General features: G+C 72.5%; 14 protein-coding genes. 3 read left to right on the top strand and 11 right to left on the bottom strand.

Annotation, left to right across the window (positions count from 1 at the left end):
* The 3 genes from ACXJMZ_RS33395 to ACXJMZ_RS33385 all read right to left on the bottom strand — a co-directional run.
* Positions 1-399 (bottom strand): CBS domain-containing protein (locus ACXJMZ_RS33395; RefSeq protein ID WP_457033764.1); only part of this gene is annotated, 399 nt, incomplete at its 3' end.
* Positions 396-1,043: an OsmC family protein gene (locus tag ACXJMZ_RS33390; protein ID WP_457033763.1), complete on the bottom strand. Its 648-nt coding sequence runs from the start codon at positions 1,041-1,043 to the stop codon at positions 396-398. The genes ACXJMZ_RS33390 and ACXJMZ_RS33395, both read right to left, overlap by 4 nt.
* A gap of 64 nt (positions 1,044-1,107) precedes the next feature.
* Positions 1,108-2,109, bottom strand: coding sequence for an Acg family FMN-binding oxidoreductase (locus ACXJMZ_RS33385; protein ID WP_457033762.1), 1,002 nt, complete (start codon positions 2,107-2,109; stop codon positions 1,108-1,110).
* Between the two features lie 322 nt (positions 2,110-2,431).
* Here ACXJMZ_RS33385 and ACXJMZ_RS33380 point away from each other — a divergent pair, with 322 nt between their 5' ends.
* Both ACXJMZ_RS33380 and ppsA read left to right on the top strand, forming a co-directional pair.
* Positions 2,432-2,893 (top strand): hypothetical protein, encoded by a 462-nt coding sequence (locus tag ACXJMZ_RS33380; RefSeq protein ID WP_457033761.1) that lies wholly within the window; start codon positions 2,432-2,434, stop codon positions 2,891-2,893.
* Positions 2,894-3,196: 303 nt separating this feature from the next.
* Positions 3,197-5,575 carry a phosphoenolpyruvate synthase gene (gene ppsA, locus ACXJMZ_RS33375; RefSeq protein ID WP_457033760.1) on the top strand — a complete coding sequence of 793 codons (2,379 nt, stop codon included), beginning with the start codon at positions 3,197-3,199 and terminating at the stop codon, positions 5,573-5,575.
* Between the two features lie 222 nt (positions 5,576-5,797).
* On the opposite strand, the gene ACXJMZ_RS33370 is transcribed toward ppsA, so the two are convergent.
* From ACXJMZ_RS33370 to ACXJMZ_RS33350, 5 genes are all read right to left on the bottom strand, one after another.
* Complete coding sequence (locus tag ACXJMZ_RS33370; protein ID WP_457033759.1) at positions 5,798-6,277, bottom strand: hypothetical protein; 480 nt, start codon at positions 6,275-6,277, stop codon at positions 5,798-5,800.
* 382 nt (positions 6,278-6,659) lie between these two features.
* The gene (locus tag ACXJMZ_RS33365) at positions 6,660-7,805 is read right to left on the bottom strand and encodes a site-2 protease family protein (RefSeq protein WP_457033758.1); all 1,146 of its coding nucleotides are present in this window, start codon (positions 7,803-7,805) and stop codon (positions 6,660-6,662) included.
* A gap of 56 nt (positions 7,806-7,861) precedes the next feature.
* Entirely contained in the window at positions 7,862-8,926 is a 1,065-nt protein-coding gene (gene hypE, locus ACXJMZ_RS33360; protein ID WP_457033757.1) for a hydrogenase expression/formation protein HypE, read from the bottom strand.
* Position 8,927: 1 nt separating this feature from the next.
* On the bottom strand, positions 8,928-9,566 hold the full coding sequence (locus ACXJMZ_RS33355) for a hypothetical protein (protein ID WP_457033765.1): 639 nt from the start codon (positions 9,564-9,566) through the stop codon (positions 8,928-8,930).
* The gene (locus tag ACXJMZ_RS33350; protein WP_457033756.1) at positions 9,523-10,218 is read right to left on the bottom strand and encodes a CBS domain-containing protein; all 696 of its coding nucleotides are present in this window, start codon (positions 10,216-10,218) and stop codon (positions 9,523-9,525) included. Before ACXJMZ_RS33350 ends, ACXJMZ_RS33355 begins: the two co-directional genes overlap by 44 nt.
* Before the next feature lie 158 nt (positions 10,219-10,376).
* On the opposite strand from ACXJMZ_RS33350, the gene ACXJMZ_RS33345 reads away from it, so the two are divergent.
* Complete coding sequence (locus ACXJMZ_RS33345) at positions 10,377-11,801, top strand: MBL fold metallo-hydrolase RNA specificity domain-containing protein (protein ID WP_457033755.1); 1,425 nt, start codon at positions 10,377-10,379, stop codon at positions 11,799-11,801.
* Here the strand turns inward: ACXJMZ_RS33345 and ACXJMZ_RS33340 are convergent.
* From ACXJMZ_RS33340 to ACXJMZ_RS33330, 3 genes are all read right to left on the bottom strand, one after another.
* On the bottom strand, positions 11,687-12,610 hold the full coding sequence (locus tag ACXJMZ_RS33340) for an HAD family hydrolase (RefSeq protein WP_457033754.1): 924 nt from the start codon (positions 12,608-12,610) through the stop codon (positions 11,687-11,689). The two genes, ACXJMZ_RS33345 and ACXJMZ_RS33340, sit on opposite strands and share 115 nt — an antisense overlap.
* Positions 12,607-13,326, bottom strand: a complete 720-nt coding sequence (locus ACXJMZ_RS33335) for a CBS domain-containing protein (RefSeq protein ID WP_457033753.1) — start codon at positions 13,324-13,326, stop codon at positions 12,607-12,609. Before ACXJMZ_RS33335 ends, ACXJMZ_RS33340 begins: the two co-directional genes overlap by 4 nt.
* The coding region (locus tag ACXJMZ_RS33330) for an acetate--CoA ligase family protein (protein ID WP_457033752.1) at positions 13,323-14,678 on the bottom strand (1,356 nt) is incomplete at its 5' end. The genes ACXJMZ_RS33335 and ACXJMZ_RS33330, both read right to left, overlap by 4 nt.

Raw genomic sequence — 14,678 nt, 5'->3', positions numbered from 1 at the left:
CCACGAGACCGGGCCGAGCAGGTCGAAGAGCCGTTGCAGCACGTCGAGGAAGAGGTCGTCGACAGCGAGCAGCCCGACCAGGCGGTGCCCGTCGAGCACGGGCAGGCGCCGTACGCCGGACCGCCGGAGGGCGTGGTAGGCCGCTTCGATGTCGTCGGTGGCGTCCACTGTGACGGCGGGCGAGGACATCAGCTCCGACACCGGGGTCTCGGGCCCGGCCGATGCCGCCAGGGCCCGTACGACTAGGTCGCGGTCGGTGACGATGCCGTGCAGGGTGCCGTTCTCGGCGACCAGCACGCAGCCGACCGCCTCGTCGGCCATCCGACACGCCGCCTCCCGCACGGTCGCCTCCGGCGGAACGGTGACCGGCGGGGTGATCATCAGGTCGGCCACTCTCATGGCTGCGGCTCCAGGACAACCGACACCGAGGGCGGAAGCGCGAGGGTGTTGTGAACCGTGCAACCCCGGACCACGGCCAGCAACGCCTCGGCCCGCTCGGGCGGCAGCGCGGGCACGGCCAGGCGGAGCGCGACCGACGCGACCCGGGCCGGCCGGGCGGGCGCCATCACGTGCTCAGCGGTGACGCGCAGGCCCTCGCGCGGGATGCGGTGGCGGTCGAGATAGCGGCCGGCGTAGTGCGCGATGCATCCGGCCAGGGCGGCCACCAGCAGTTCCACGGGAGTCGGTCCGGTGTCCGTACCACCGTCCGCGACAGGTTGATCGACCGTCATCACATGCCCGCGGGTGGTGATGGCGTAGACGTCACCTCGGACGCCGAGGGCCGTCAGGTGTCCGGCCTGCCCGGCCGAAGGCTCGTCGACGGCGGCGGCCTGCTGGAGCAGCAGCCCCGCAAGTTCTCTGGCCTCGGCGGGCGTCAGCGACGCCCACCCCTCGCCGCGGTCGTACGGTTCGCAGACGGTGTCCAGGACGACGCGACCCAGGTCGATCGGCAGGACTCCGGGAGCGAACCGGGAGACGGCGAACGTCCGGCCGCCTCTGGTGCGCATCAGGCTCTGCTGATGCGGGACCGTCTCGCTCTGCATGATCGTCCTCCAACCCGCGGCTCTCATCCTCCGGCCGGGCACAGGTAGTGCGCGGCGTCCTGCCTCACCCGGCTGCGGCCTCGTGATCCGGCAGTTCGAGGATCTCCTCCACCGGGCGGCGAGGGCTGGTGGCTCCTGGTGGGCCGTAGCCGAGGCGTAGCACCAGCTGGACGTGTCCGGGTCCTTCGGCGGGGTCGCGCAGCCGCCATCGGGTGTCGGGCCATTCGACGGCCTGGTGCAGGACGGAGGCGCGCAGTCCGTGGACGGTGGCGAGCAGCCAGGCCCACTGCATCGCCTGGCCGGTGCGCAGCCAGTCGGCCGGGTGGTCGGTGTGTGTGGTGAGCACGGCGACCTGGGGCAGCGCCTCGAAGCGTTGGGAGGGCATGACGGGTGCGGCGGGCGGGTGCCCGGTGAAGCTGCGCATGGGGACGTGGGCGTCACGGTCCAGCGGGCCGAGGGCTGCGGCCGGGATGCCGTCGGTGGCAGGTGCCTCCAACCGCAGCCAGCTGCGGGTCTCGGCCTGGCGTGCGAGGTCGTCGGCGATCCGCAGCTCCGCCTCGGCGGTCAGGGCCAGGACGCGACGCACCCCGTACTCCTCCAGGACGGAGAGTTCGACGCCTTCGGCGCGGGCGGCCTCGATGAGTTCGCCGAGCACCGTCTCCGGCACGTCGCGGTTGGTGAACGGCTGGCGGCTGGAGTGGCGTTGTCCGATCACCGGGTAGAGGTCCCGGTCGGATGACGCCGTCGGCGCAGCGGGCCGGGAGAGGTCGACGGTCGCGACCAGGTGCGGCTCGCCGCCGGGGAGCAGCCGTACCGACGGCTCGCGGCCGAGGTGGGCGGCCGCCACCCGGAGGTTGAACAGCGCAGCACCGATCGAGATGTGCATCGCCCTGCCGTCGGGGTCGGTGAGGGGGACGGCGCGCGCCGGGTCGGCGTGCACCTCCATTCCGTCCAGGTCCGGCGTCAGGCGGAAGCGCCACGGCTGGCTGTTGTGCAGCGAGGGCGCCGCGCCGGCGGCGGAGACCAGCAGGTGCAGCTCGGCCGGGGTCAGGGTTGGCACTGTCATGGTGGATCACTCCTCGCGGGCGGATGCCGCCGGTGATTCGAGCATGCGCCTCTCGGAGAGCTCGGTATAGGGCCCAACGGGCCCGGCGTGGGCGTCCGGGGCCGCCCGGTCGGCGCGACGGGCGCTGCGCGGCGTCCTGCACAGGGCCCCGCTTCTCCACCCGTTCGGCGGCGCGGTGACGGCCGGGACGAACTGATGCACCGTCATAACGTGGTCGGAGAACGGCACCCCCGAAGCCGACGCCACCGGATGCCGGACAGGAGCACGGGTATGACATTCACCAACCGCGAGTGGTGGGCCCTGATCCACGGAATGGTGCTCGGTGCCGCCTTTCCTGCTCGCCTTCTCCGGCGGCCTCGCGGAGCTCTACGGCCTCAAACCATCGCAGGTGACCCCGGAAGGGGTGGTGACCCGGATGCGGCGGGTCCGGACCGGCGTCACCGCGATGGCCGTCGCGGCCTGGGCGACCGTGATCTCGGGCACCTGGATCGTCTACCCCTGGTACCGGGAGAAGATCCCCTCCAGTCCCAGGTCGCTGCTGCTGGCCGACCCCGATACGGCGGACTGGCACACGTTCGGGATGGAGTGGAAGGAGCACATCGCCTGGATCAGCCCGATCCTGGCCACCACCGTCGCCTTCATCGTCTGGCACTACGGCCCCGGCCTCATCCGCCACACCCGCGTCCGGCACACCACCATCGCACTGTTCTGCCTCTCGTTCGCGATGGCCGCGGTGGCCGGTGCCCTCGGCGCCTTCATCACCAAGGTCGCCCCCGTCCAGTAGGCCCACCAGTACGGAGGACGAGATGAACAGCACGAACGGAGCCGAGGCGGCATCGGAGTTCCCGCTGTCGGCCAAGCCGGAGGGGCCGGTCGGACCACGGGCTTGAGGCCTCCGCCCCTGGAGCCGACCGGGGCCGCAGGTGATCGTGGAGAGCGGAAGACCCGTGAAGCACACGGTCGAGGAGGTGTCGGCAATGACACGGATCAGGATCGCCAAGCGGCCGACCCACTCCCAGCCGCGCCCTCCGCTCGACCCGCGCACCCCGTCCGGCCGCCCGATTCCCTACTGATCCCTGGAGCAGCCATGCGCCGCGTCATCTGGTTCGCCGACCTCGGCCGGGAGGACATCGGCCTGGTCGGCGGCAAGAACTCCTCCCTCGGCGAACTCGTCGGAAAGCTCGGACCAGCCGGTGTCCGGGTGCCCGACGGCTTCGCCACCACGGCCGACGCCTACCGTGACTTCCTGTCCACCGGCCGGCTGCGGGAGCGGGTGGCCGAGCAGATCGACCGCCTGCACGGCGGCGCCCCACTCGCCGAAGTGGGCGCCGCCGTCCGCGCCGCGATCCTGGCCACCGCGCTCCCGCCCGCGCTGGAGCAGGAGCTGGCCGCGGCGTACGAGCAACTCGCCCGCCAGGTCGGGCGGGTGGACCCCGACGTGGCGGTGCGCTCCAGCGCGACGGCCGAGGACCTGCCGGAGGCGAGCTTCGCCGGCCAACAGGAGACCTTCCTCAACGTCCGGGGCCGCGAGGCCCTGCTGGACGCCTGCCGGCGCTGCTTCGCCTCGCTCTTCACCGACCGGGCGATCGACTACCGGGAGCGGCTGGGCTTCGACCACGTCGCGGTGGCCCTGTCGGTCGGGGTGCAGCTGATGGTCCGCTCGGATCTGGGCGGGGCCGGGGTGATGTTCAGCCTGGACACCGAGAGCGGCTTCCCCGAGGTGGTCGTCGTCAGCGCGGCCTGGGGCCTGGGCGAGACGGTGGTCAGCGGGCAGGTTGACCCTGACGAATACGTGGTGTTCAAGCCGCTGCTGAAGGAACCTCGGCTGAACTCCGTCATCCAGTGGGCGATCGGCGCCAAGCGCCGCAAGGCGGTGTACGCCGACGCGGGTCTCACCCGCACGGTGGACACCACACCCGAGGAACAGGCCCGGCGTGTGCTGAACGACGCTGAGGTGCGGGAACTCGCCCGGTGGGCGGTGGCCGTCGAGCAGCACTACGGGTGCCCGATGGACCTCGAATGGGCCAAGGACGGCCGCACCGGCGAACTCTTCGTGGTCCAGGCCCGGCCCGAGACCGTGCAGTCCCGGCGACGCGGCACGGTGCTGCGCCGGTACCGGATGACCGGCGACGGCGAGCGCCTGGTGGACGGGATCGCGGTCGGCGAGGCGGTGGGCGTCGGCCCGGTGTGCGCGCTGGACAGCCCGGTCGGGCTGGAACGCTTCCCGGCCGGGGCGGTACTGGTCACCTCCATCACCGACCCGGACTGGGAGCCGCTGATGAAGCGGGCGGCGGCCATCGTGACCGACCATGGCGGGCGGACCTCGCACGCGGCGATCGTCAGCCGCGAACTCGGCGTGCCGGCGGTCGTGGGTACCGGCCGGGCCACCGCCGTGCTGACCGACCGTCAGGAGGTGACGGTCTCCTGCGCGGAGGGCGCCGAAGGCCATGTGTACGCCGGGCGGGTCGACTTCGAGGAGTCCGAGACCGATCTCGGTACGCTGCCCGAGACCCGCACGAAGGTGATGCTGAACATGGCCGACCCGTCCGCCGCGTTCCGCTGGTGGCAGCTGCCGGCCGACGGAGTGGGCCTGGCCCGGATGGAGTTCATGGTGGCCCATCAGGTACGGGTCCACCCGATGGCGCTGGTGCATCCGGAGCGGCTCTCCGCCGAGGACCGCCGCCGGGTCGACGAGCTCACGGACGGCTACACCGACCGCGCGGACTACTTCGTCGACCGCCTGGCGCAGGGCATCGCCAGGATCGCCGCCTCCCGGTGGCCCCACCCGGTGGTGGTGCGCACCAGTGACTTCAAGACCAACGAGTACGCCCGGCTGGTCGGCGGGCAGCCGTTCGAGCCGGTCGAGGCCAACCCGATGATCGGCTGGCGGGGCGCCAGCCGGTACTACGACCCCGGCTACCGGGAGGGTTTCGCGTTGGAGTGCCGGGCGCTGCGCCGGGTCCGGGACGAGATGGGGCTGACCAACGTGGTGGTGATGATCCCGTTCTGCCGAACCCCGCAGGAGGCCGACCGCGTCCTCGCGGTGATGGCCGAGAACGGGCTGACCCGTGGTCAGAACGGCCTGCTGATCAACGTGATGGCGGAGATCCCGGCCAACATCTTGCTCGCCGAACAGTTCGCCGAGCGCTTCGACGGCTTCTCCATCGGCAGCAACGACCTCACCCAGCTCACCCTCGGCGTGGACCGCGACTCCGATCTCCTGGCCCACCTCTTCGACGAGCGCAACCCCGCCGTCACCCGCTCCATCGAGACCCTGATCGCCACCGCCCACGCGGCCGGTCGCACTGTCGGCCTCTGCGGCCAACGCCCCAGCAACGACCCCGACTTCACCCGCTTCCTCGTCCAGGCGGGCATCGACTCCGTCTCCGTCACCCCGGACAGCTTCGCCTCCGTCAAACGCCACGTCGCTGCGGCCGAGCGCGGCGGCGCGGCGACCGCCGGGTAATCCTCCACCGGCTCGGCAGGGCGGGCGGACCTGCCAGGGCGAGCCAGATCCGGACTGCCTGCACGCCCGACGCCAGCAGGACCGGCACGGCGGTGCCGACCAGGGCCCCGGCGGTGGGGCCGGGAGCCGTTTGCAGGCCCCGGTACAGCACGCCCATGGCGAGTACGGCCACCAGGAGAAGAGTCCAGAACCAGCGCCGGGCCCGCCGATGGCCGGCCTCGTTCATGCGTGCCCCTTCGGGTTGTTGATCCACACCTGGATGGTGATCGCGACCAGGAAGAGGAGGATCAGCAGCGCGGCGCCGACGGTGACCCTGCGCTCCCGCCAGCGGCGGTGGGGGCTGCGGTCGAGCAACGGCACCAGGAAGATCAGCGCGAACAGCACGCCGATCGCGATGCCCACCGAGCCGATCCCCCACCACTCCTCGAACGAGAAGAACCACCAGAACATCCACAACGGTCCGGTGATCTCGAGACCGTCCACCGGCGTCGGCCCGACTACGGGCGGCACCGGCACGGCGAGGATCGACAGCCCGCCCACCAGGACCAGGCCGAAGGCCGCGAGCTGCCTGAGGTGGGCGGTGAACAGCTCGGAGGTCTCCAGCTCGGGCCCGGGGATCCGAGGGTGCGACGAGATCTGTGAACCAGCTGCCCAGGCCGCCGAGCAGCTTGGCGACGTCGATGTTGTGGGTGAGCGCCTCATGGCCCTCCTGGTCCCATTTCAGGACGCTGCCGGTGAACACGGCCCGGTACGCGTGAGCAGGAACATGGCCGCGCCGATCGCCACCCCTCCCAAGACCACCAGCGCCACGTCACGTCACCGCCGTCGCTGATCCCGCGCTCGAGCCGGAGCTCGTCCAGGATCTCGCTGGTGCCGGTCCCGGTGCCCACGGCCGGGCCTTCCGTGGGGGCACTGGCGAGCATCCCGCCGAGCGAGGCCGGCAGCAGCCCTCCTGGCGCCCCTCCAGCTGGATGATCGGATGCTTCCGTCCGGCCCAAACCTCCATCGTCGCTGGGCCGGTACCGGGGCGCCGCGCCCAGCGGTCGCCCGGACGGCCGAGCAGCCGGGTGCAACCAGCCCCGGGTCAGCCGGACGGGTGCCGCTCGGGCGAGCCTGGGGCGGGGAGACGTTGCTGCGCGATCCGGGCGATGTCGTGGCCGGTGACGATGCCGACCAGCCGGTCGCCCTCCAGCACCAGGAGTCGCAGTGGCACCGCCACGCCGGCGTGGTCCAGCACGTCGACGAGCTGGTCCCCGGGGGCCGTGATCGCGCCTGGCCCGATCGGGACAGCGAGGTCCCGCAGCCGCACCTCGGCCCGCCGCGACGGCGGGAGCGTCGCGAGCCGACGCCGATCGACGATCCCGCTCGGACGGCCGTCGATGTCGAGCAGCGGGATCACCGAGTGGTGGGTCCAGGTCACGATCTCCTCAAGGAAGCGGTCCACGCTGAGCCACTCGGGCGCGGTGACGACGGGTGCGGACATCACGTCCGCCACCCTTAGGCCGCGCAGCGCGGCCACCAGCACGGCGCGGCGGACCTCGGCCAGGGCGGACACCGAGACGAAGAGGCCTATGAACATCAGCCACAGCCCCGCGCTGCCACCGTAGGAGAGCTCGGCCCAGCCCGCCGCCACCATCAGCGCTCCGACCACCTGCCCGGTGCGCCCCGCGATCCGCTCGGCCCGCTCGCGGTCGCCCCCGCGCCACCAGATGGCGGACTGCAGGACTCGCCCACCGTCCAGCGGTGCGGCGGGCAGCAGGTTGAACACCCCGAGCAACAGGTTGGTCCAGCCGGTCCAGAACAGCACGGCCGAGGGCACCGCCCAGTGGAGCACGTCGCGCGCGCCGAACGCGGCGGCGATCGAGAGACCGCCCAGCGCCAGGCTGGTCAGCGGGCCGACCATCGAGACGGCGAACTGGACCCGGGGAGTCGAAGCGCGTCCGATCCGGGTGATCCCGCCCAGCCCCCAGACCGTGATGTCCTCGACGTCGATGCCTGCCCGGCGGGCGGTGACGGCGTGCGCCGCCTCGTGCAGTACCAGACTCACCAGCAGCAGCATCGCCCCGACCAGGCCCGAGACGGTATAGACCGTCGCGGACTGTCCGGGTGCCCAGGCCGGCAGTGTCCGGCCGCTGAGGGCGCTGCTCAGGAGGAAGACCAGCAGGGGCGCACTCCAGTGGATCCGCAGTGGCACACCGAAGATGCGCCCCAGTGGTACCGAGCCGTTCATCGGGTCCTCCTGCCTCCCATGGTCGGTCTTCGGGTCCGTCCGCGGGGTCTTCCTGGTCAGCAGATCCGGGGCAGTTGCTCGCCCGCGAGCATGTCGACCACGCGGTGGGCGCCGGCCAGGGCGTGGAGGGTGACACGGCCGGCGGGCGAGTCGGTGACGTGTCCGATGGGGACTGCGCCCTCACCGCCGGGGGTGGCGTGCATGGCGGCGAGGACGGCGTCGGCCCTGCCGCGGGCGACGAAGGCGACCAGGCAGCCCTCGTTGGCGACGTGCAGCACGTCGAGGCCGAGCAGGTCGCAGGCGGACGCGACCGGTTCGGGGACGGGGATCGCGGACTCCTCGATCTCCACGCCCACCTTGGAATCGCGGGCGATCTCGTTGAGGGCGGAGGCGAGGCCGCCACGGGTGGGGTCGCGCAGCACATGCACGGCGTCCCCGCCGGCCTCGCCCATGGCGCGGACGAGGTGGTGCAGCGGCCGGGAGTCGGTGCCGATGTCGGTCTCGAATCCAAGGCCCTCGCGGGTGCTCATGACGGTGGTGCCGTGCAGGCCGATCGGGCCGGACAGCAGGACGGTGTCGCCCGGGGTCGCGTATGCGGCGGAGGTGCGCAGGGTCGGCAGGCGCAGGCCGAAGCCGGTGGTGGTGATGAACAGCTGGTCGGCGGCGCCCCGGCCGACGACTTTGGTGTCGCCGGTGACCACGGCGACCCCGGCCTCGCGGGCGGCCCGGCCGAGGGATCGGGCTACCCGGTCCAGGACCGTGAGCGGTAGGCCCTCCTCGATGATCAGCGAGACCGCGAGGGCGGTGGGCATGCCGCCCATCATGGCGACGTCGTTGACGGTGCCGTGGACGGAGAGCGAGCCGATGTCACCGCCCGGGAAGAACAGCGGGCTCACCACGAAGGAGCCGGTGGAGACGACCAGTTCACCGCCGCCGATCGGAATGAGCACCGCGGCGTCCTCCAGCGGGGCCCGGTTGGGCCTTTCGGTGCCGCTGAGCGCGGGGAGCAGTACGTCGGCCAGCAGGTCGGCAGAGAGCCGGCCGCCCGCGCCGTGGCCGAGCAGCACCAGGTCGGTCTCGGTGATCGGCGTCGGGCGCTCGACTGCGGGGGTGGTCGTCATGTCAGCTCTCCTTGCGGCGGCCGACGGCGTGGAAGGCGGCACAGGTGCCCTCACCCGAGACCATCGGGGCGCCGAGCGGGTTCCGGGGGGCAGCGTCCACAGCCGACGCAGCCGGAGGGGCCGAACTGGTCCTACAAGGTGCCGAGTTTGTGGGTGAGCCACTGGCGGTAGCGGCTGCGGGCGGAGGAGCGGACCAGCCTCCGGTCAGCACCCGGTCCTGGACGGCGATCACCCGCAGGTCACAAGGCCGCACGCCGAGGAAGGCGTACCGGGGCGGCGGGGTGTCGTCCTCCTGGACGGTGACCGTGCGGTCCAGGGCCCGGTCGGCCTGCCAGGGGCGGGCGCGGGGCGGGTGGAAGAAGGTCTTCCAGGACTGCGGCCCGGCCGAGTGGGCGAAGGCTGCCCGGTCCTCGCCCCGGTGCAGTCGGTAGGTGCCGGCCTCGACCTCGACGCCCCACCCGTACGGCAGCTCGTCGGCGGAGCCGAACTCGGCGAGGACGATGGCGCCGTCCCGCGCCGCCGGGCCGACCACCGTCAGCCCGCGCCGGGCCAGGGCCTCGAACAGGGCGCCGAGGCCCTGCTCGTCCAGGTCGACCTCAGCGGTCGGCGTGGTAGGCGTGGGGGTGTTCGAGGTGGACATCGGTGTCGTCCTCGGTCCAGTCGAGGGTCTGGTGGACCGCCACCACGCCGTCCACGGCGCGGCACAGCTGCTCGGCGATCGGGACGAGGCTCCGGCGCGGCAGCCGTCCGGTCAGGGTCACCACGCCGTCCTGCACGGCGACCCGGACGTCACCCGGCGCCAGCCACAGCGTCTGGCCGAGCACGTCGTGGGTGATCTCCTCGCGGATGGCGGCGTCGTGGCGCAGGAAGACCTGGAGCAGGTCGCGGCGGCTGACGATGCCGACCAGCCGTCCGACCTCGTCCACTACCGGGAGCCGCTTGACCTTGTGCTTGTCCATGGCGCGGGCGGCCTCGGGGACGGACCAGGTGGCACGGGCCGTGACGGCCGGGCTGGTCATCAGCCCGCCGGCGGTCTCGGCCTCGGCCCGCGCCCGGTCGGCGGCGTCGAGCCAGCGGCCGGGGCTGTGGCCCTCCGGGTCGGGCAGGACGGCCTCCTTGCGGATCAGGTCGGCCTCGGAAACCATGCCGATCGGGTGGTTCTGCTCGTCGATGACCGGAATCGCGGTGATGTCGTTGCGGTGGAACAGCGCCGCGATCTCCTTGAACGGCGTGTCGGGCCTGGCGGTGACGACCTCATGGGTCATCACGTCGTGGACGCTGCGGTGCTGCATTGTCCTCACTCCTCCACGGGTGGTTCCGTACTCACACTGTCCGCCCGCCGGAGCTGGACCGCACAGGGCCGTTCGGTCCTACCGCCAGGGCCGATGCGGCCCGCGACGGCGGGGCCGACCGCCGCCATGATGGGAGGTAACTCCCCCTGGAGGTCGCCATGACGACGGACGCCCGCGCCCCTCATCCGCAGCCTCGCCCGGGCCTGCTGACCTTCCTCGGCGGTGTCGGCACCGTCACCGGCAGCAAGTTCCTGGTCGAGACCGACCGCGCCCGGGTCATGGTCGACTGCGGCCTGTTCCAGGGCCTGGCCGAGCTGCGCCGGCTCAACCGCCGGCCGCTCCCCCTCGACCCGGCCGACATCGACGCGGTCGTGCTCACCCACGCCCACCTGGACCACTGCGGCTACCTGCCGAAACTCGTGCGGGACGGCTTCCGCGGACCGGTGCTGACCACCGCCGACACCGCCCGCCTCGCCGAGCTGATCCTGCGCGACAGCGCCCACCTGCTCCGCGAGGACGCCGATCACGCCAACGAGCACGGCTGGTCCAAGCACCGCCCCGCCGAACCCCTTTACGACGAGGACGACGTCGAGCAGACCCTACGCATGTTCGACCCAGTGCAGCTGGATACCGATGTCGCGATCACCGGCGGCATGGTGCTCCGGTTGCACCACGGCGGACACATCCTCGGCTCCGCCTGGGCGCACCTGACCCTCGAGGACGGCCACACCCTGGCGATCAGCGGCGACCTCGGCCGTCCGGTACATCCACTGCTGCGCCCGCCCGAACCGTTCACCGGCGCCGACATCCTGCTGATGGAGTCCACCTACGGCAACCGCCACCATGAGGAGAGCGCGGCCCGCGAGTGGTTCGCAGCCGCGATCAGCCGCACGCTTGCCCGCGGTGGCACCGTCGTCATCCCGTCCTTCGCCGTGGACCGCACCGAGGTGGTGCTGCACCAGCTCTCCGAGCTCCGCCGAACCGGGCGGCTTTCCGCCGGAGCGCCGGTGTACGTGGACAGCCCGATGGCCTTGGCCGCCTTGCGGATCTACCGCGAGGCCTTCGCCCGGCGCTCCGGCCAGCTGCGCCCGGAGGTTCTCGACGAGGGCGCCTCGGCTCTCGACCCCGAGCCGTTCTCGCTGATCCACTCCCTTCAGGAGTCCTTGGCGCTGGAGCGTTCCAGCGTGCCGTCGATCCTGGTCTCCGCCTCCGGCATGGCCACCGGCGGCCGCGTCGTCCACCACCTGCGTCGACTGCTGCCCGACCCGCGCAACACCGTGATCGTCGTCGGCTTCGCCGCCGAGGGCACCCGCGCCCGCGACCTCGTCGACGGTGCGCGCGTACTCAAGATGTACGGAACCTACGTCCCGGTCCGGGCCGAGGTCGTCAACGTCCCCGCTTTCTCGGCCCACGCCGACGCCGCCGAGATCATCGAGTGGCTGCGCCACGCCCCGCCGCCGAGTGCCACCTACCTCGTCCACGGCGAGCCCGAAGGATCGCAGACCCTGCGCGACCGGATCGACCGCGAGCTCGGCTGGACGGCGGTCGTCCCGCGTTCCGGCGAGCGCGTCCTGGTCCGCTGAGCAGTGCCTACGGCCCGGCGGGAGCGACGGCGACCGCATCCAGTCCGTACACGAGCGGCTCCGGGCCGGTCCACGACGCCTCGCCGTGGGAGACCACGACGACCTGGCCGAACCTGGCCCGGCGCCCTGCCACGACTCCCGGCGGCGTGCCGACCAGCAGCGCCGACCAGCAGCGCCGACTGGCCGGGCCCGCAGTGCAGCAGCTTCGTCGCGAACTGGTAGAGGGCCGGCTCGGTCGGGCCGACGAGCTGGTGGTGCAAGGCGTCCTCGGCGTCCACGCAGGCATCCACCAGGTTCGCGAGCCCGGCGCGGCGCAGCAGCAGTCCGCAGTGCCGGCTGGTGGAGACCGCTGCGGTGGGAATCCCCGCGGCCCGCAGGGCTCGTAGCAGCCCGGCCGAACCGCTGCGGGCCGGGACGCCCGGCGAGTTCAGGAGATCCAGGAATCGCTGGTCCTGATGGCGTACCAGCAGGGCGAGCAGGTTCTCCCGTGACGGGCCGAGGTGTACGGCTGCCAGGTCGATCCTGCGTCCGGTTGCCCGGAGCAGTTCGGCTGCGGTGTCCTCGTCCAGCCGACCGGTCAGGTCGCGGTGCAGGTCCGACCGGACGTCCGAGGAAGGCTGCGGGTCGCCGGTGACCCGGGCGTACTGGGCGAGGTAGGCGTCGAAGGTGTCCTGCCAGGCGGTGGTGCGCAGCGTCCGGGAGTTCGTCATGACTCCGTCCGCGTCCAGGACGACGGCCCTGACCGCCCCGGGGTCGAGGACCACCGACGGAATGTCCAAGGCTGCCGTCCGCTGCTGTGAGGCCGTCACCGGAGCTCATCCTCTAGGGCCGCTCCCCCGTGCGGGTCGGTGTCGTCGACGTCCCACCGGAGCCGGTCGGTGAGCCCGTTCAGTCCGTCGATTCGGGCCACCTGGAGGCACAGCGCGGCGGCGTCGGTGCGCGAGCGGGTGTGTCCGGCAAGGACGACGTGACCGCGCTCGCACCGTACGTGCAGCGAGCTCGGCACCACGCCGGAGCCCGGGGTCAGGGCCATGGTCAGCACCACCGTACGGAGCGCCTCGTCATCGGCCCGGAGCGCGTCCAGGAGGTCGTGCGGCGATACGATGCCCGACAGTCTGCCTTCGGCGTCCACCACCGGAAGATGGTGGACCGCCTCCCGGCGAGCGGTCCGTGCCGCCTCCGCGATGGTCTCGTCCTCCGTCACGGTGACGGCCGGGGAGGTCATCAGGTCTCGTGCGGTGATCTCCGCGGGAGAGTGCCGGCTCTGCTCCTCGGTGGCGTACGCGGCCAGCAGGTCCGAGGCCGCGACGACCCCCACCGGCACCTGCTTCCCGGAGACCACGGGCAGCACCCCGCGGCGGGAGGCGGTGATGGCCGCGACCATGGCGGCGAAGTCGGTGCCGGGGGTGACTGCGACGGCGGGTCGGCTCATCCACTCCCGGACCGGTGACCGGCCGAGGGGCGCGCCTGCGCCGGGGTCGGCGAAGGCCGGGGTTGGCGTGCCGTCGAGGATGCTGCGGTTCATCGTTCCTCCTCGGGAGCGGCTGCCATCGGCGGCCTGCGCAGCTGACGCAGGTAGGGGTCGAAGGAGGGCCTGGGCTCCAGGCGGATCCGGGCGTCGACGCACACCAGGCCGTCGGGCCGGGCGATCAGGGGGTTCAGGTCGGCTTCGACGAGTTGCGGAAGGTCGGTGGCCATCCGGGACAGCCCGGCGAGCACGTGTTCCACCGTCGGCAGGTCTACCGCCGGTGCGCCGGGACGGCCCAGTAGCAGTGGGGCGCCGCGCAGTTCGATGACCATGGCCTTGAGGTCGCGTTCGGTCAGCGGGGCCAGTCTCGCGGCGCTGTCGTCGAGCACGTCAGTGGCGGTGCCGCCGAGGCCGAGGACGACCAGCGGGCCGAACACCTGGTCCTGGACGACGCCGGCGAGCAGTTCCAGGCCGGGGGCGGCCATCGGCTGGACCACCGCGCCGGTCATCCGGTCACCGAAGTTCTCGGCGAACTCACGGTACGCGGCGTGGACTTCGCTGTCCCTGACCAGGCCGGTCCGGACCGCGCCGGCCGTGCTCTTGTGCACCTGGCCCGGCCAGTACGCCTTGAGTGCGACCTTGCCCTCGTGTCCGAGCTGTCGCAGTGACTGAGCGGCGATGACGGTACCGTGCTCGTCCGGGGCCCAGATCGAGACGGTGAGCGGAAGGCCGTAGCAGTCCAGGAGTTGGGCCGTGAGCACGGGGTCGAGCCAGCCTCCGTGGGGGTTGGCCGTGAGGAAGGCGTCCACCAGTCGCCGTGCCGTGGCCGGGTCGCAGCCAGCCGCCTGTGCCTCGGCGCCGGGTGGCTCGGCCAGCCAGCGCGCCCGGTCGAGGGCGTGGGCGAGGGCGCGGGCGGCGGCGGCCGGGTCAGTGTAGGAGGGCAGCAGCTCGCCGTCGGCGCAGGTCAGGTACCGGACCGGCATCTCCTGGCTGAGCAGCACGGCGGCGACCGGGATCTTTCGTCGCGCCGGGCCGTCCAGCAGAGCGCTCAGGGCATGCACGGGGCCCTGGTCGGTACCCGCCACGAGGGCGGTGGGCGCCAGGCACACCAGCAAGGCGTCCACCGCCTGACTGCGCGTCAACACCTCGATGCACGCGCGCAGTTCGGCAGGGCTAATGGCGGCGGTGGTGTCCACCGGATTGGCGGTGCCCGCGGCGGGTAACAGCAGGGCGGCCAGTTCGGCGGTGACGTCCGCGGGGAGTGCGGGCACGCTGAGCCCCGCCTCGACGCAGGCGTCGGCGGCGAGGATGCCGATGCCGCCCGCGTTGGAGACCACGGCGACCGCGCCCCGGGTGCCTGGCAGGGGCTGGGCGTGCAACAGGGCTGCGGTGTCGACCAGTTCGGCGAT

The sequence above is a fragment of the Kitasatospora sp. P5_F3 genome, from assembly GCF_054049135.1.
This window is presented reverse-complemented; position numbering and strand designations above follow the sequence as displayed.